Origin of the sequence: Streptomyces griseorubiginosus, from assembly GCF_001514195.1 — a bacterium.
GTDB lineage: Bacteria > Actinomycetota > Actinomycetes > Streptomycetales > Streptomycetaceae > Streptomyces > Streptomyces griseorubiginosus.
This window is the reverse complement of sequence record NZ_KQ948737.1, coordinates 822,213-836,770: the sequence shown is the minus strand read 5'-3', so window position 1 is coordinate 836,770 and position 14,558 is coordinate 822,213. Positions and strand designations below refer to the sequence as shown.

The following is a 14,558-nucleotide window of genomic DNA, read 5'->3' as shown; positions in this document are numbered from 1 at the left end:
CTTCAGCGGGACGTGAGCTCGCGGTCACCCGACCCACGCGACCACCACACCCCCTCACCCCAGGTGAGCCCCGGCAGCCGCAGTTCCATCTCCCGCACCCGCCGGGCTGGAAGCTCTCCAGTGATCACCCATGCCGGATCACCACCCGTGGTCCCCGTGAACTCCGCGCCGAGTGAAACGAGTTGCGCGGTCACCGGCGCCAGAGCGGCCGACGGCACCTCCACCTCGAATGCATGGCAGGGCTCGAACACCCGCGTCCCGGCCCGCTCCAGCGCCTCCCGCAGCACGATCGGCGTGAGCCCGCGAAAGTCGGCCGCGGTGCTGAGCGGCCCCACGAATCCGGACCGGATGAGGGTGACCCGGTAGTCCGTCACGGCCGCCCCGGTCAGCCCGGTCGCCATGCCCGCGTGCACCGATTCCTCGATGGCCTGGTGGAACGCTCGCGGGAGCGCCCCGAGTTCGGTCTCGTACCCGAAGACGCCCCCGGAGCCGCGGTCACCGGGCTCGACCCGCAGCCCGACCGTCGCCCAGTACCGGGTTCCCTCATGCCAGGGGGTCTGCGCACTGGCCTCGCCCGTGCTCCGCGGCCGCTCCAGGTACCGGATGCGGCCCGGCGCGAAGTCCGCCTCCACGCCGAAGTCCTGGGCGAGGGTCGCCGCGAGCACCTCCATCTGGACCTCGCCGTACAGGAGCAGGGTGGTGGCGCCTTCTGCGGTGGGGCGGGCGTGGATCAGCGGGTCCTGGTCGGCGAGGGCGAGCAGGGCGGAGCGCAACCGGTTCGCCTGGGCCGGGTGGCGGGCCGTGACCAGGGTCTCCAGCGTGGGGGGTGCGAACTGCGCTGCACGGTCCTTGAGTTCACCGAGACGGTCGCCCACGCGGAGGCCTGGGGAGAACGTCAGCGCCGCGATGTCACCGGCGGCGAGGGGCCCGCTCAGCCGGGTCGCCCGACCGCGGATCCGGCTCGTCACACCGTCGACCCCGCGCCTCAGGAACGTCAGTTGCTGACGCTCCGTCACCTCACCCCCGTACAGCCGCAGATAGGCGACGCGCTCACCGCCGGGGGCCGTGCGTACGGCGAACACCTGGCCGCGTGGCTCGGCGTCCCGTGGTGCGGGTGCGGGCGGGATCAGCCGGGTCACGGCCTCGACCAGTTCGGGCACACCCTGGCCGCCGAGGGCCGAGCCGAAGTGCACCGGGTGGAAGGAGCCGTCGGCGGTGCGGGCGGCCAGGGCCCTGCACAGGTCGTCCGGGGTGGGCTCGGGGCCGTCCACGAGCGCCGCGAGGATGCCGGGGTCGACCTCGGCGAGTGCTTCGGCTGCGGAGCCGATGCCCAGCGGTCGCACCCGCGCGTCGGACGAGCCGATGCCCGTCACCCGGGTCAGCGGGGCGACGTACGGCGTCAGCCTGCAACGGATGTCCGTGAGCAGGTCCTCGTCGCGGGCGCCGGGTCGGTCGATCTTGTTGACGAAGATCAGCGTGGGCAGCGCCAGTCGGCGCAGGGTCCGCATCAGGACGCGGGTCTGTGCCTGGACGCCCTCCACCGCGGACAGCAGCAGGACCGCGCCGTCGAGGACCTCCAGGGCGCGCTCGACCTCGGCGATGAAGTCGGAGTGCCCGGGGGTGTCGATGAGGTTGATCCGGGTGCCGTGGGCCGTGAAGGTGGCGACCGCGGAGCGGATGGTGATGCCGCGCTGCCGTTCGATGGCGCCGTCGTCCGTGCGGGTGTCGCCGGTGTCGACGCTGCCGAGCCGGTCGATCGCGCCGTGGTCGAACAGCAGCCGCTCGGTGAGGCTGGTCTTACCGGCGTCGACGTGGGCCAGAATGCCGATGTTCAGGGTGTGCATGCGGGGTCGAGTCCTCGAGAACCGTGGGCCGAAGGGGGCACTGGGTCGTGACGAGGAGACGGCGCATGCGGGTGTCCTGACGTGAGGGGAACCGGGCGTCGCCATGATGGCTCCCGCCCACCGGGAGTCCGCAACCGGTTTTTCGGTGAGGAGCGCGGGTCAGATCGCCGGGATCGTGAGGTGACCCGCCGTCATAACGAGCCGGACGTGGCCTCGGGCTGTTCCAGGGCCGCGTCCAGCGACGGCTGCGGGGGCAGCAGCCGGGTCAGGCCGGTCACCCGCATGATCCTCAGCGTGAGCGGGTGCGTGCAGACCAGGAGCAGCCGGCCGTCCCGGTCGAGGACGCGGGACCTCGCGCGGTACAGCAGCCGCAGCCCCGAGCAGTCCAGGAACTCGACGAGGGTCAAATCGATGACCACGCGGGCGTCGGGACGGGCCGTGGCACGGTCCAGGTGCGGCAGGATCTCGGTGGCCGCGGCGATGTCGATCTCCCCGCGGAACTCCAGCACGGTGTGACCGCGTTCCTCGTGGACCCGCAGATGCCGGGACGGTGGCGCGGGTTCCTGCTGCACGACGACATCGCCTCCCACCGACTCCGCGCAAATGGGTTCCCCGCCCTGCAAGTTACCCCCGATGGAATGAATTTGAGCATGTTCGATTGACATATGTCTTCGAATTGCGACCGTCGGTTCGCCACCGGTTCACGCGGGGCTCGCGCCGGGCTCGGGAAGGGGCTCGCGCAGGGCTCGGGCGAGGGCTTGGGCGGGGCTTGGGCGAAGGCTTGCGCCCGGCTCGGGCGAGGGCTTGCGCCCGGCTCGGGACACGCCTCGCGCCGGCTCAGGAGAGGGCGTGCCAGGCCGTCGTGAGGGCCTGGCGGAACTGCTCGGTCTGGTGGGCGGTGAGGTCCCGCACCATCCGCTCCTCCAGCTCCCGCACCGGCGCCTCGTGCCGGGCGAGCAGCGCGCGACCCTCCTCGGTCAGCAGGATCAGCAGCTCCCGGCGGTTGTTCGGATTGCGCTCGCGGCGTACCAGCCCGCGCGTCTCCAGGGAGCGCACCAGGTCGGCGATCGACTGCGCGGTGACGAACGAGTCCCGGGCCAGCTGCGCCGCCGACAGTCCGTCGTGCCGCTGGAGCACGGTGAGCGCCGTGTACTGGAGCGCGGTGATCCCGGAGGGCCTGACCAGGTCGTCCAGGTGGGAACGGACGACCAGCTCCACCTGTTTCACCATGTAGAGGAGCGACGGGGGCGCCTTGGTCACCTGTGTCTCGAGCATGGGTTCAGGCTAGAGCATTGACAGGAAACCTGTCTGTAAAGAGACTGCGAACCAACAGGAATCCTGTTTGTTGAAATCTTGGCGACGATGCTGAGGAGCGGTGATGTCCCCCATCGAGATCGAACCCGGACGGCTCTTCGTGGGCGGCCGGTGGCGCGAAGCCGCCGACGGCGCCCGCACCGAGGTGATCGACCCGTCCCGGGGCACGGTGGTCACCACCGTCGCGGAGGCCGGCGCCGCCGACGTGGACGCGGCCGTGCGCGCCGCCCGGGAGGCCTTCGACGCCGGGACCTGGTCCGGCCTCAGCGGCCGTGAGCGGGGCCGGATCCTGTACCGGGTCGCCGAGCTGATCCGCGAGAACGCCGACGAACTCGCCCGGCTGGAGAGCCTCGACGTCGGCAAGCCGATCTCGCTGTGCCACGCCGTCGACATCACCAACGCGGCCAACGACTACGAGCACTTCGCCGCCCTCGCGCACTCCCTGGACGGCGCGGTCCGCGACACCCCCATGAACGCCCTCGCCTACACCAAGCGCGAGCCGCTCGGTGTGGTCGCCGCCATCACCCCCTTCAACTTCCCGCTGATCCTGGCCGGTTCGAAGATCGGGCCCGCGCTCGCCGCCGGGAACACGGTCGTGCACAAGCCCGCCGACGAGACCCCGCTCAGCGCCCTCTACATGGCCGGACTGCTCCGGAAGGCCGGAGTCCCGGACGGAGTCGTCAACGTCGTCACCGGAACGGGCCCGGTCGCCGGTGACGCCCTGCTCCGCCACCGCGGCGTCGACAAGGTCGCCTTCACCGGCTCCACCGCGATCGGCCGCCATGTCGCGGCCACCGCCGGCGAGGCCCTCAAGCCGGTCACCATGGAACTCGGGGGCAACGCCGCCAACCTCGTCTTCGAGGACGCCGACCTGGAGAAGGCGGTCGGCGCGATCATCAAGGCGTTCGTCTTCAACACCGGCCAGTTCTGCATGGGCGGCCCGCGCCTCCTGGTGGCCCGGCCGGTCTACGCCACCCTGCTCGGCATCCTCGCCGACGCCGTGCCCGGGGTCCCGGTCGGCGACCCGCGCGACCCCGGGACCGTCGTCGGCCCGATGGCCGGGGAGAAGCATCTGAAGAAGGTCGAGGAGTACGTCGAGCTGGCCCGCAAGGAGGGCGGCAGGATCGTCTGCGGCGGTGAACGCCTCGACCTCGACGGCGGGTTCTACTACAAGCCCACGGTGATCGCCGACCTGTCCAACGACTCCCGCGTGGTCCAGGAGGAGATCTTCGGACCGGTCCTGACCGTGCAGCCCTTCGACACCGAGGACGAGGCGGTCGAGCTCGCCAACTCGACGCCGTACGGCCTGGCTTCGGGTGTGCAGACCACCAACCTGGCCCGCGCCCACCGGGTCGCCGACCGGCTCCAGGCGGGCATCGTCTGGGTCAACGACTGGGCGATGCTCGACCCCGCGGTGCCCTTCGGCGGGGTCAAGGACTCCGGTTACGGGCGCGAGTACGGCCCCGAGGCGCTCGACGCCTACACCAAGGTCAAGTCCGTCGTCGTCTCGCTCGACTGAGCCTTCCCAGGATTCGCCCTCGACCGAGCGTCCCCTCTCGACCGAGCGTCCCCCCTCGGCCGAGCATGCCCAAGGAGTCCGTACGATGCCCATCACCACCCGTGCCGCCGTGGTCGAGTCCGGCGGCGCGTCCTTCACCCTCTCCGACGTCACCCTCGACGACCCCGGGCCGCACGAGGCCGTGGTCCGCCTGGTCGCCACCGGTCTGTGCCACACCGACCTGGGTGTCGCGAGCGGCGGACTGCCCTTCCCGCTGCCCGGGGTCCTCGGGCACGAGGGTGCCGGGGTCGTCGAGGCCGTCGGCTCCGCCGTCACCGGCGTGGCCCCCGGCGACCACGTCGTGCTGTCCTTCACCTCCTGCGGCGACTGCCGCAACTGCGACGGCGGGCACCCCGCCTACTGCGCGACCTGGCTGCCGCTGAACCTCCTCGGCGGCCGCCGGGCCGACGGCTCCAGCACCCTCAGCCGGGACGGCGAACCGCTCGGCGGCCACTTCTTCGGCCAGTCCTCCTTCGCCGAGCGCGCCCTGGTCGACGAGCGCAGCCTCGTCAAGGTCGACCCGGACGTGCCGCTGGAGTCCATCGCCCCGCTCGGCTGCGGAGTGCAGACCGGGGTCGGCGCCGTGTGGAACGTGCTGAAGCCTCTCACCGGCTCCACGATCGTCGTCCTCGGCGCCGGAGCCGTGGGCCTGTCCGCGGTCATGGCCGCCGCCCTCACCCCCGCCACGACGATCGTCGCCGTCGACCGGGTCGGCGAACGCCTCGCGCTGGCAAAGGAGTTGGGCGCCACCCACACCGTCGACGCGGCCGCGGAGGACCTCGGCGATGCGCTCGCCCGGATCACCGGCGGCCGGGGCGCGGACGGCGTCGTGGAGACCACGGGCAACGTCACCGTGCTGCGCCAGGGCGTCGACGCGCTCGCCGCCCGCGGCACGGTCGTCGTCGTCGGCGCCCCGCCGTTCGGCAGCGAGGTCTCCCTGGACGTCAACGGGCTGCTGGGCGGCAAGCAGGTCGTCGGTCTCACCCTCGGCGACGCCGAGACCCAGAGCTTCATCCCCGCCCTGGTCCGCCTGGTCAAGGAGGGGCGGCTGCCGCTGCACCGCCTGATCAGCACCTATCCGTTCGCGGACATCGACCAGGCGGTGCGGGACATGAGCGCGGGCAAGGCGATCAAGCCCGTACTGACGTTCTGAGCGGCCGACCGCAGACCAGCGGTCAGTCGACCACCAGGACCAGCTTCCCCGTCGTACGGCCGGTGTCGCCCAGCGCATGCGCCTCGGCGGCATCGGCCAACGGGAAGGTCCTCTCGATCGTGGCGCGCAGTTCGCCCTTCTCCACCAGGTCCACGATCGCGTTCATCCCGGCGCGGTCGGCGTCCACGAGCATCCGCAGGGCCCTGACGCCCAGCCGCTCGGCCTCCTTGCCGAACTCGTCCGAGCCGACCGGCAGGATCGACACCACGATCCCGCCCGGCCGCAGCACCTTCAGCGACCGCACGGACGTCTCCCCGCCGAGCGTGTCCAGCACCACGTCGACGTCCTTGACGACCTCGGCGAAGTCCGTCTCCCGGTAGTCGATCGCCTCGTCCACGCCCAGCTCGCGCAGGAAGTCGTGCTTGCCCGCGCTCGCCGTGCCGATCACGTACGCGCCCCGGGCCTTGGCGATCTGCACCGCCACGTGGCCCACCCCGCCGGCCGCCGCGTGGATCAGCACCCGCTGCCCCGGCCGCAGGTCCGCGTTCTCCACCAGGGCCTGCCAGGCCGTCAGGGACACCAGCGGCAGCGCGCCGGCCTGCGTGTGGTCGATCGACGCCGGCTTGTGGGTGAGCGCCCGCACCGGCGCGATGACGTACTCGGCGTGCGAGCCGTGGCCGTAGGGGTAGGGCAGCATGCCGAAGACCTCGTCGCCCGGCTCGAAGGTCGCCACTCCGATGCCGACCGCCTCGACCTCGCCGGAGACGTCCCAGCCGAGGACGAACGGCGGTCGGCCGAGGAAGCCGCCGTTGGCGCGGTGCTTCCAGTCGGTCGGGTTCAGGCCGGCCGCCCGCACCCGGACCAGCACCTGGTTGGGCCCCGGCGCGGGGCGTTCGACCTCGATCTCCTTGAGGACCTCGATACCGCCGAGGGTGTCCTGACTGATGGCTCGCATGGTGTTCACAGTGCTCATGGTCGACCAGCCTGCCGGGAGCCGCCCGCCGAGAAAATGGCATGATTGCCAACATCCGATAGAATCGTGCCATGGTGCATGTGGAACGAGTCGTGGTCCTGGCGCTCGACGGCGTCTACCCGTTCGAGCTGGGTATCCCGGCCAGGATCTTCAACGCCGCCGGCGGCAGGTACGAGGTCTTCACCTGCTCGGTCGACGGCCTCCCGGTCCGCACCAACGCGGACTTCACGATCGGGGTCGAGCACGGCCCCGAGCTGCTCGGCACGGCCGACACCGTGGTGATCGCCCCCGTCGACTCCGGTCGGGTGAGCGGGGAACTGCGGGACGCCGTCCGGGCGGCCCTGGAGTTCGTCCGCCCCGACGCCCGTATCGTCTCCATCTGCACCGGTGCCTTCGTGCTCGCCGCCGCGGGACTGCTCGACGGCCGCCGGGCCACCACCCACTGGTCCCTCGCCGACCAGTTCCGGCGCATGTTCCCGCAGGTGGACCTCGACCCGGACGTGCTCTTCGTCGAGGACGGCCGCATCCTCACCTCGGCCGGTGCGGCCTCCGGGGTCGACGTGTGCCTGCACATCGTCCGCGCGGACCACGGCGGGGAACTCGCCAACTGGGTGGCCCGCTGCTGTGTCGTCCCGCCCTTCCGTGACGGCGGTCAGGCCCAGTACATCGCTCAGCCGGTACCGGAGCAGGGCGCCGCCAGTACGGCCGCGACCCGCGTCTGGGCGCTGGAGCGGCTCAACGAGCCCCTCACCCTGGCCGAGCTGGCCGCCCACGCCCGGATGAGCCTGCGCACCTTCGCCCGCCGCTTCCACGACGAGGTCGGCCTCAGCCCCGGCCGCTGGCTGATCCAGCAGCGCGTGGCCCGCGCGCGACACCTCCTGGAGTCCAGCGACCTCTCGGTGGACCAGATCGCCGGCCGCGTCGGCTTCGCCACGGGTGCCTCCCTGCGCCAGCACCTGCACGCGGCGATCGGGGTGTCCCCGCAGGCGTACCGGCGCACGTTCCAGACCGCCGCGGCACGCTGAACCGAGCCGGCCTCACCGGCTGGCGTGCAGGGCGACCAGCAACTGCCAGACCTGGTCGGCGATTTCGCCGGCGGACGCGTCGAGCAGGCCGTGCAGCCAGTCGGCCAGGACACCCGCGAAGGTCGCCGCCACCGCGGAGGCGACCAGGGGGGCGTCGGCCGCGCCCGCGAACTCCCGCTCCCGCAGGCTGTGGGCCCTGAGGTCCCGGTGCAGCACCCTGCCGAGCGGACCGCCGCCGCCCGGGGTGAGCAGGGCCCGGTACAGCGCGGAGTGCGGGGTGAGCGAGGTGAAGAACTCCCCGAGCGCGGGCGGCGCGTGCACCGGGTCGGGGCGCCCGCGCCAGGCGTGCAGTGCCTCCACGGCATCCCGTACGACGTCCGCGCACGCGTCGACCGCCAGCGCCTCCAGGCCGTCGTAGTGGACGTAGAAGGTGGCCCGGCCGACCCCTGCGCGCCGCACCAGGGCGGCCACGCCGACCTCCTCCAGCGGACGCTCGGCGCACTCCGCGAGCAGCGCCTCCCGCAGTCTTGCGCGGGTGCGCGCCGCTCGCGGGTCCTCGGGGGCGGCGCGGGTCACTGCGCGACGAGGACGGCGGCCAGGGCGACGGCGCCGGGCAACGCCTGGGCGAAGAGGATGCGGACGTTGGCGGTGGCGGCGCCGTAGACGCCGGCGACGATCACGCACAGCAGGAAGAAGACCTGCGCCCGGAACCCGGTGGGATCACCGGCGACCAGTCCCCAGACCAGGCCCGCCGCGAGGAAGCCGTTGTACAGGCCCTGGTTGGCTGCCATGGCGGCGGTGGCCCGGGCCATCTCCGGGTCGAAGCCGTGGAAGGACATCCCCGGCTTCTTCTGCCACAGGAACATCTCCATCACCAGGATGTACACGTGCAGCGCCGCCACCAGGCCGACCAGCACGTTCGCCAGGATCTCCATCAGCTCTTCCCTCACTTCTTGGACGTGTGTCCACTATAGCTGGACACTCGTCCAGGAAGTCCACTGTCAGTGCCGGCCGCTACGGTGCGGACCATGACTGATCACGAGCCGACCGTCCGCCCGGCCCGCCCCGAGGACATCCCGGGACTGGTCGCCTCCAGCGCGGGCCTGTTCGCCGAGGACGCCGGCACCAGGGATCCGAGCGTCGATGTGGACTGGCCGCGCCGGCACGGGGCGGAGTCGTTCGCGGCAGCCCTCGCGGACCCGGCGCGGCTCGTGCTGGCGGTGGATCACGGCGGCGAGGTGGTCGGCCACCTGACGGGCACCCTGACCGAACCCTCGGCCGTACGGCCCGTGAAGTCGGCCACGCTGAACGCCCTGTACGTCCGGCCGGCCCATCGGCGCGGGCGGGTCGGCGGCCGGCTGGTGGCGGAGTTCCTGTCCTGGGCCGAGGCGCGGGGGGCCACCCAGGCGGAGGTCGCCGCCTACGCGGCCAACCCGGACGCGATCCGCTTCTACGAGCGCCAGGGGTTCGGGGCGCACGCGGTGACACTGCGATCCGTCCTAGGTCGAAAGGAGGAGGTGGGAGGGGGAGGTGAACGACGAGACTGAGCAGGCCAGTTGACGCCCGAGCAGAAGGACCGAGTGCCCATGACCCCGCAGCCCGCCCGCTCCGCCGAGCAGCGCAAGAAGGACACCCTGCACCGACTGGAGCACGACGAGGACGTCTGGGTCGCCACCGCGCCGGACGACGGCTCGGGGGTGCCGTATCTCGTTCCGCTCTCGTTCCTCTGGGACGGCTCCACCCTGCTCCTGGCGACCCCCGCCGACAGCCCCACCGGCAGGAACCTGAGGGCGACCGGGAGAGTGCGGCTCGGTCTCGGGCCCACCCGGGACGTCGTGATGATCGAAGGCACCGTCGAGACCGTGACGCAGGCCGAGTTGGGGGAGGAGGAGGGGGACCGGTTCGCGGCCGGCACCGGCTTCGACCCCCGCGGACTGACCACGCCCTACCTGTACTTCCGTGTCACCCCGCAGCGCGTACAGGCCTGGCGGGAGGCCAACGAGCTCACGGGGCGTGAACTCATGAGGGACGGCCGGTGGTTGGTCGCCGACTGAATCGGCCGTGCCGGGATATCCGCAAGGAACAGGGCCGCGGGGCACGACGCCTCGGGGCGGACCTTTCGGAGGAGACATGGCACTGGTGAAAGCGGGGTTCGTCGTGCTCGACTGTGCCGAGCCCGAGAAACTCGCCGTGTTCTACAAGGAGCTGCTGGAGGCCGAGGAGACGGACGCCACCGCCAACCGTGTGGAGATCAGGGGGGCCGACGGCTTCCGGCTGGCCTTCCGCCGCGACGTGAACGCCACACCGCCGAGCTGGCCCCGCCCCGAGAACTCCCTCCAGGCCCACATCGACTTCGTCGTGCACGACCTGGACGAGGCCGAGCGCAAGGTGGTGGAACTGGGCGGCCGGCCCTTGGACACGAAGGACGCCGCGGGCCCCTTCGAGGAACGCGGCTACGCCGACCCCGCCGGCCACTCCTTCACCCTCCGCCTGATCACCCCGACGGCCCCGAAACAGGGCTGACCGACCCAGGATGCCGAGAGGACGGGGCTGAGCGGGTCCCGGCTGCGCCCACCTGCGACAGCCGGGACCGTGTGCAGCGGGTGCGGGTGCGGATGCGGTCGGTCGCGGTTGAGCCGGTCCACCACGCTCACGTACAGCCGCGCCTGCCCGAACCGCTCCCGCACGGCCCCGCCGACCCGCTCAAGCCCCGCGCAGCGTCAGTCGCGGCCGCCCTTTTCCGAGGCCGGCCAGACTCCTGTGGAGCGTTCGATGGCCTTTGCGCCGGTGCGGTCCACCGCGCTGCGTACCGCGGCGAAGATGGCGCCCTGGATCGCGGCCGCGAGGAGGATCTCGCCCCAGCCGCGGTCCCGGTCCAGCGCGTCCGGCGCGTCCTCCTCGTGCCGGATGGCCATCCAGGTCTTGCGGAAGGCGAGCCCCGCCAGCCAGCCGCTCGACCAGCCGAGCGCGAACCCGAGCGGCTGGTAGGCGAGGGGCAGCTTCAGCTTCTTCTTCTTGGCCATGTGGATCTCCTCGTTCGAGTCGTTCGAGTCGTTGGAGTCATCGGGTGTGGCGTCGGTCAGGGACGTCCCCGAGCGGGCACCTGCTCCGCGGCCGGAGGCGGCCCCGGCGGGGTGCCGTCGCCGAACGGACGGCCGCCCAGCTCCGCACGGTGGTGCGGGGTCAGCCAGCCCGACAGATCGGGTCCCAGCGGCACGATGCCGGTCGGGTTGATACCGCTGTGCACCTGGTAGTAGTGCCGCTTGATGTGGTCGAAGTCGACCGTGTCTCCGAATCCCGGCGTCTGGTACAGGTCACGGACGTACGCCCACAGCACCTCGTTCTCCGTCAGCTTCCAGCGGTTGCACTTGAAGTGACCGTGGTAGACGGCGTCGAAACGCACCAGTGTGGTGAAGAGCCGGATGTCCGCCTCGGTGATGGTGTCCCCGACGAGGTACCGCTGCCGGGCCAGCCGCGGGGTCAGCAGGTCGAGCCTGCGGAACACGCCCGCACACGCCTCCTCGTACTCCTCCTGGTCGGCGGCGAAGCCGGCCCGGTACACCCCGTTGTTGACGTCCTCGTAGACATCCGCCATCACCGTGTCGATCTCGTCCCGCAGCGCCCTCGGATACAGGTCCGGCGCGCCCTCGCGGTGCAGGGCCGTCCACTCCGTGGCCAGGTCCAGGGTGAGCTGCTGGTAGTCGTTGGTGACGAGTTTCCCGCTGGGGACGTCCACCAGCGCGGGCACGCTCACCCCGCCCGGATAGTCGCTCTCCCGCTTGTCGTAGGCCTCGCTGAGGTAGCGGATGCCGAGCACCGGGTCACGGCCCTCCGGGTCCAGGGTGAAGCGCCAGCTGCGGTCGTCCTGGATCGGGTCCGCGATCCCCATCGACAGGGCGTCCTCCAGACCGAGCAGCCGCCGTGAGATCACGGCCCGGCTCGCCCAGGGACACGCACGGCTCACGACGAGACGGTAGCGCCCGGCCTCCACCGGCCACCCGTCCCGGGCGTCGGCGGTGACCCGGTCCGCGAAATGGCTCTTGGACCGTTTGAACGCCTTGTGGCCGTACGCGCTGTTGCCGTCGCCGGCGGTGTCCATGCTTCCTCCCGTGTGAGCCGTCCTGGTGGACGCGTTCCCCGTTTTCGGGAGTCGGCACGGTGTGAGTGCCCGGGCGGTGGGCAATCGGCGAGGGTGAGCGGGACATCGACGAAAGAAAACGCGGACCGGAAAACACGCGTCACCGTGCTGGTGGCGCTGGCGGCGAACCTGGTGATCGCGGTCGCCAAGGCCGTGGGAGGCATCCTCGCGGGCTCGCCCGCGCTGCTGTCGGAGGCGGCGCACTCCGTCGCCGACAGCCTCAACGAGGTCTTCCTGCTGGCCGCGCTGAAGCGCAGCCGCCGCCCCGCCGACCGGCGCCATCCCTTCGGCTACGGCAAGGAGCGGTTCTTCTGGTCGCTGATCGCGGCCGTCGGCATCTTCGTCATGGGCGGCTGCTTCTCCGTCTTCCAGGGCGTCGAGGCGCTGCGCAACGGGGCCGAGGAGAAGTTCAGCGGCTATGTGGCGGGCCTTATCGTGCTGGGCGTCGCGTTCCTCGCCGAGGGCATCTCGCTGCTGCGGGCGCTGCACCAGGTGCACAAGCAGGGCGGCGCCGCCCAGGGCATGCGGGACCCGGCCCTGCGCACGGTCGTCGCCGAGGACGGTACGGCGGTGCTCGGCGTGACCCTGGCCATGGTCGGCATGGCGCTGCACATGGTCACCGGGCAGGTCGTCTGGGAGGCGTCCGCGTCCCTGGCCATCGGTGTGCTGCTGGTGTACGTGGCCTACCGGCTGGGACGCGAGGCCAAGGGGCAGCTGATCGGCGAGGCCGCCGACCCGGAGGCCAGTGCCCGGATCCGGGAGCTGCTGGATGCCCAGCCCGAGATCGACAGCGTGGAGGCGTTGTTCACCATGAAGATGGGGCTGGACTCGGTGCTGGTGGCCGCCCGGGTCGACCTGGTGCCGGGCCTGGACAGCGAGCGGGTCGAGGAGGTCGCCGTACGGATCAAGAGGTCGGTCGCCCGGATCGTCACCGAGGCGGACCAGATCTTCCTCGACGTCACCGACCGGCCGGCCGAGGAGGCACGGGAAAGCCCCGCCGCGACGGGGGAACGCGGCGGGGCCTGACGCTCAGGTGCCCGGCCGTGACCGGACCATGCGTCCTCGACGCAGAATTTCTCGGAGACGCAGAACTTCTCGGAGCCGAAGAGTTTCTCCGAGAGGCGTCAGTCCTCGAGGGACGTCAGCCCTCGTCGACGGGCTCCAGCACGAAGACCGGTATGACCCGGTCCGTCTTCGTCTGGTACTCGGCGTACGGTGGGTACGCGGCGACGGCCCGGTCCCACCACTCGTCCCGCTCCACGCCGGTGATCTCACGGGCCTTGAAGTCCCGCTTCACCGGCCCGTCCTGGAGCTCGACCAGCGGCTCGGCCTTGATGTTGTGGTACCAGACCGGGTGCTTGGGCGCGCCGCCCTGCGAGGCGACCACGGCGTACCGGCCGTCGTGCTCGACACGCATCAGCGGCGTCTTGCGGATGCTGCCGCTCTTCGCGCCCCGCGTCGTCAGCACGATGACCGGCAGCCCCGTGTCCAGGAGCGTGGTCCCCTCGGTACCACCGGAGCTCTCGTACAACTCCACCTGGTCACGCACCCATTGGGTCGGGCTGGGCTCGTACGTGCCGTCAAGAGGCATGTTCCCACTCTCCTAGTCGTCCGCTGCGGGATCCCGCACGGGACGTCAACATCGTCGCGTGCGGGATTCATCCCCACCGGGATACCCAGCGGCGGGCTCTTGTCACAGCAGGACCATCCGCACGGCCAGTGCCGTGATCACGGCACTCGACACCAGCGCCGTCACCAGACGTCCCCGGTGTCCTGTCAGCGTCCGCCCCAGCAGGGCGCCGCCACCGGCCAGCAGCAGCTGCCAGCTCGCCGAGGCGACGAACGCCGCCAGCACGAACACACCCTGTTCCAGGGGGCGTACGGCTTCCTCGGCCCGGGTGCCGAGGACCAGCGCCGCGAAGTAGATCACGGTGGTCGGGTTGAGAAGGGTGATGCCGAGCAGGCCCAGGTAGGCACGGCCCGGACCCGGGGGCGGCGGGGTGGTGCGGGTGGCGAGGTGGCGGGCCCGGTACTCGCGTACGGCCGTCACCGCGCCGCGTGCCGCCAGCACCACCAGGACCAATGCCGCCGCCCAGCGCAGCGGGTCCAGGACCGGCCGCAGCAGCGCGGCGACCGCGGATCCGCCGACGGTGGCCACCAGGGCGTACAGCCCGTCGGCGGTGGCCACGCCGAGCGCGGCGCAGACACCGGTGCGCAGGGACGTGCGGGCAGTGAGGGAGACGAGGTAGGTCGCGACCGCGCCGACGGGAACGGCGATGCCGTATCCCGCGAGCAGCCCCGCGACGAGCGCGGCGGTCACGAGCGCGGAAGCGTAGGTCCCCACGGTCGGCCGGGCTGCTGCTGGACGCGCACCGGAAGGACGGCGGTGGCGGTCGGCGGCAGGAAGGCTTCGGTCGTCAGCATGGCCAGATCATGCGGGCCGGGAACCGGCCACGGCAAGCGCATTTCCGAGGTGGGCCCCGTGCGCCGGGAGGGCCGCCGTCCGTTTCCCGCTCCACGGCGGCGGTCCTCGGCCAGATTCCCGCCGTCACC

The 14,558-nt window shown here is 71.8% G+C and carries 17 protein-coding genes; 7 read left to right on the top strand and 10 right to left on the bottom strand.

The window, feature by feature from the left end; all coding sequences use genetic code 11:
- Window positions 1-2 precede the first annotated feature (2 nt).
- The 3 genes from otr(A) to AQJ54_RS22090 all read right to left on the bottom strand — a co-directional run bounded on the left by otr(A) (window position 3) and on the right by AQJ54_RS22090 (window position 3,119).
- Entirely contained in the window at window positions 3-1,844 is a 1,842-nt protein-coding gene (otr(A), locus tag AQJ54_RS22100) for a tetracycline resistance ribosomal protection protein Otr(A) (protein WP_062240025.1), read from the bottom strand.
- Window positions 1,845-2,035: 191 nt separating this feature from the next.
- Window positions 2,036-2,416 (bottom strand): anti-sigma factor antagonist, encoded by a 381-nt coding sequence (locus AQJ54_RS22095; RefSeq protein WP_243659434.1) that lies wholly within the window; start codon window positions 2,414-2,416, stop codon window positions 2,036-2,038.
- Window positions 2,417-2,681: 265 nt separating this feature from the next.
- The gene (locus AQJ54_RS22090) at window positions 2,682-3,119 is read right to left on the bottom strand and encodes a MarR family winged helix-turn-helix transcriptional regulator (protein WP_062020404.1); all 438 of its coding nucleotides are present in this window, start codon (window positions 3,117-3,119) and stop codon (window positions 2,682-2,684) included.
- 103 nt (window positions 3,120-3,222) lie between these two features.
- Between AQJ54_RS22090 and AQJ54_RS22085 the strand changes: the two genes are divergently transcribed.
- The gene (locus tag AQJ54_RS22085) at window positions 3,223-4,677 is read left to right on the top strand and encodes an aldehyde dehydrogenase family protein (protein ID WP_062240022.1); all 1,455 of its coding nucleotides are present in this window, start codon (window positions 3,223-3,225) and stop codon (window positions 4,675-4,677) included.
- Window positions 4,678-4,762: 85 nt separating this feature from the next.
- Window positions 4,763-5,869: an NAD(P)-dependent alcohol dehydrogenase gene (locus AQJ54_RS22080; RefSeq protein ID WP_062240020.1), complete on the top strand. Its 1,107-nt coding sequence runs from the start codon at window positions 4,763-4,765 to the stop codon at window positions 5,867-5,869.
- Between the two features lie 22 nt (window positions 5,870-5,891).
- Here AQJ54_RS22080 and AQJ54_RS22075 read toward each other — a convergent pair whose 3' ends face one another.
- A complete protein-coding gene (locus tag AQJ54_RS22075) occupies window positions 5,892-6,842 on the bottom strand; it encodes an NADP-dependent oxidoreductase (RefSeq protein WP_062240017.1) in 951 nt (316 codons plus the stop codon).
- Window positions 6,843-6,913: 71 nt separating this feature from the next.
- On the opposite strand from AQJ54_RS22075, the gene AQJ54_RS22070 reads away from it, so the two are divergent.
- Window positions 6,914-7,867 carry a GlxA family transcriptional regulator gene (locus tag AQJ54_RS22070; RefSeq protein WP_062240014.1) on the top strand — a complete coding sequence of 318 codons (954 nt, stop codon included), beginning with the start codon at window positions 6,914-6,916 and terminating at the stop codon, window positions 7,865-7,867.
- Window positions 7,868-7,879: 12 nt separating this feature from the next.
- On the opposite strand, the gene AQJ54_RS22065 is transcribed toward AQJ54_RS22070, so the two are convergent.
- Window positions 7,880-8,443: a TetR/AcrR family transcriptional regulator gene (locus AQJ54_RS22065; RefSeq protein WP_062240011.1), complete on the bottom strand. Its 564-nt coding sequence runs from the start codon at window positions 8,441-8,443 to the stop codon at window positions 7,880-7,882.
- Window positions 8,440-8,802: a DUF1304 domain-containing protein gene (locus AQJ54_RS22060; RefSeq protein WP_030323082.1), complete on the bottom strand. Its 363-nt coding sequence runs from the start codon at window positions 8,800-8,802 to the stop codon at window positions 8,440-8,442. The genes AQJ54_RS22065 and AQJ54_RS22060 overlap by 4 nt, the downstream gene beginning before the upstream one ends.
- Window positions 8,803-8,895: 93 nt before the next feature.
- Here AQJ54_RS22060 and AQJ54_RS22055 point away from each other — a divergent pair, with 93 nt between their 5' ends.
- The 3 genes from AQJ54_RS22055 to AQJ54_RS22045 all read left to right on the top strand — a co-directional run bounded on the left by AQJ54_RS22055 (window position 8,896) and on the right by AQJ54_RS22045 (window position 10,390).
- Entirely contained in the window at window positions 8,896-9,414 is a 519-nt protein-coding gene (locus AQJ54_RS22055) for a GNAT family N-acetyltransferase (protein ID WP_062240510.1), read from the top strand.
- A 39-nt stretch (window positions 9,415-9,453) separates the two neighbouring features.
- The gene (locus AQJ54_RS22050) at window positions 9,454-9,921 is read left to right on the top strand and encodes a pyridoxamine 5'-phosphate oxidase family protein (RefSeq protein WP_062240008.1); all 468 of its coding nucleotides are present in this window, start codon (window positions 9,454-9,456) and stop codon (window positions 9,919-9,921) included.
- 76 nt (window positions 9,922-9,997) lie between these two features.
- A complete protein-coding gene (locus tag AQJ54_RS22045) occupies window positions 9,998-10,390 on the top strand; it encodes a VOC family protein (protein WP_062020390.1) in 393 nt (130 codons plus the stop codon).
- A gap of 197 nt (window positions 10,391-10,587) precedes the next feature.
- Here AQJ54_RS22045 and AQJ54_RS22040 read toward each other — a convergent pair whose 3' ends face one another.
- Window positions 10,588-10,890, bottom strand: coding sequence for a DUF4235 domain-containing protein (locus AQJ54_RS22040; RefSeq protein WP_020134811.1), 303 nt, complete (start codon window positions 10,888-10,890; stop codon window positions 10,588-10,590).
- Between the two features lie 56 nt (window positions 10,891-10,946).
- On the bottom strand, window positions 10,947-11,966 hold the full coding sequence (locus AQJ54_RS22035; RefSeq protein ID WP_062240005.1) for a glutathione S-transferase family protein: 1,020 nt from the start codon (window positions 11,964-11,966) through the stop codon (window positions 10,947-10,949).
- A gap of 93 nt (window positions 11,967-12,059) precedes the next feature.
- Here AQJ54_RS22035 and AQJ54_RS22030 point away from each other — a divergent pair, with 93 nt between their 5' ends.
- Window positions 12,060-13,031, top strand: coding sequence for a cation diffusion facilitator family transporter (locus tag AQJ54_RS22030; RefSeq protein ID WP_207917318.1), 972 nt, complete (start codon window positions 12,060-12,062; stop codon window positions 13,029-13,031).
- Between the two features lie 115 nt (window positions 13,032-13,146).
- On the opposite strand, the gene AQJ54_RS22025 is transcribed toward AQJ54_RS22030, so the two are convergent.
- Both AQJ54_RS22025 and AQJ54_RS22020 read right to left on the bottom strand, forming a co-directional pair.
- A complete protein-coding gene (locus tag AQJ54_RS22025; RefSeq protein ID WP_062239993.1) occupies window positions 13,147-13,596 on the bottom strand; it encodes a nitroreductase family deazaflavin-dependent oxidoreductase in 450 nt (149 codons plus the stop codon).
- Window positions 13,597-13,698: 102 nt separating this feature from the next.
- Entirely contained in the window at window positions 13,699-14,325 is a 627-nt protein-coding gene (locus tag AQJ54_RS22020) for a LysE family transporter (RefSeq protein WP_174856872.1), read from the bottom strand.
- Window positions 14,326-14,558: the final 233 nt, after the last annotated feature.

Excerpts from the sequence above, each read along its gene's own strand:
- AQJ54_RS22090 (WP_062020404.1), bottom strand. The coding sequence starts at position 3,119 with ATGCTCGAGACACAGGTGACCAAGGCGCCCCCGTCGCTCCTCTACATG.
- AQJ54_RS22085 (WP_062240022.1), top strand. The coding sequence starts at position 3,223 with ATGTCCCCCATCGAGATCGAACCCGGACGGCTCTTCGTGGGCGGCCGG.
- AQJ54_RS22080 (WP_062240020.1), top strand. The coding sequence starts at position 4,763 with ATGCCCATCACCACCCGTGCCGCCGTGGTCGAGTCCGGCGGCGCGTCC.
- AQJ54_RS22075 (WP_062240017.1), bottom strand. The coding sequence starts at position 6,842 with ATGAGCACTGTGAACACCATGCGAGCCATCAGTCAGGACACCCTCGGC.
- AQJ54_RS22070 (WP_062240014.1), top strand. The coding sequence starts at position 6,914 with ATGGTGCATGTGGAACGAGTCGTGGTCCTGGCGCTCGACGGCGTCTAC.
- AQJ54_RS22060 (WP_030323082.1), bottom strand. The coding sequence starts at position 8,802 with ATGGAGATCCTGGCGAACGTGCTGGTCGGCCTGGTGGCGGCGCTGCAC.
- AQJ54_RS22055 (WP_062240510.1), top strand. The coding sequence starts at position 8,896 with ATGACTGATCACGAGCCGACCGTCCGCCCGGCCCGCCCCGAGGACATC.
- AQJ54_RS22050 (WP_062240008.1), top strand. The coding sequence starts at position 9,454 with ATGACCCCGCAGCCCGCCCGCTCCGCCGAGCAGCGCAAGAAGGACACC.
- AQJ54_RS22045 (WP_062020390.1), top strand. The coding sequence starts at position 9,998 with ATGGCACTGGTGAAAGCGGGGTTCGTCGTGCTCGACTGTGCCGAGCCC.
- AQJ54_RS22040 (WP_020134811.1), bottom strand. The coding sequence starts at position 10,890 with ATGGCCAAGAAGAAGAAGCTGAAGCTGCCCCTCGCCTACCAGCCGCTC.
- AQJ54_RS22035 (WP_062240005.1), bottom strand. The coding sequence starts at position 11,966 with ATGGACACCGCCGGCGACGGCAACAGCGCGTACGGCCACAAGGCGTTC.
- AQJ54_RS22025 (WP_062239993.1), bottom strand. The coding sequence starts at position 13,596 with ATGCCTCTTGACGGCACGTACGAGCCCAGCCCGACCCAATGGGTGCGT.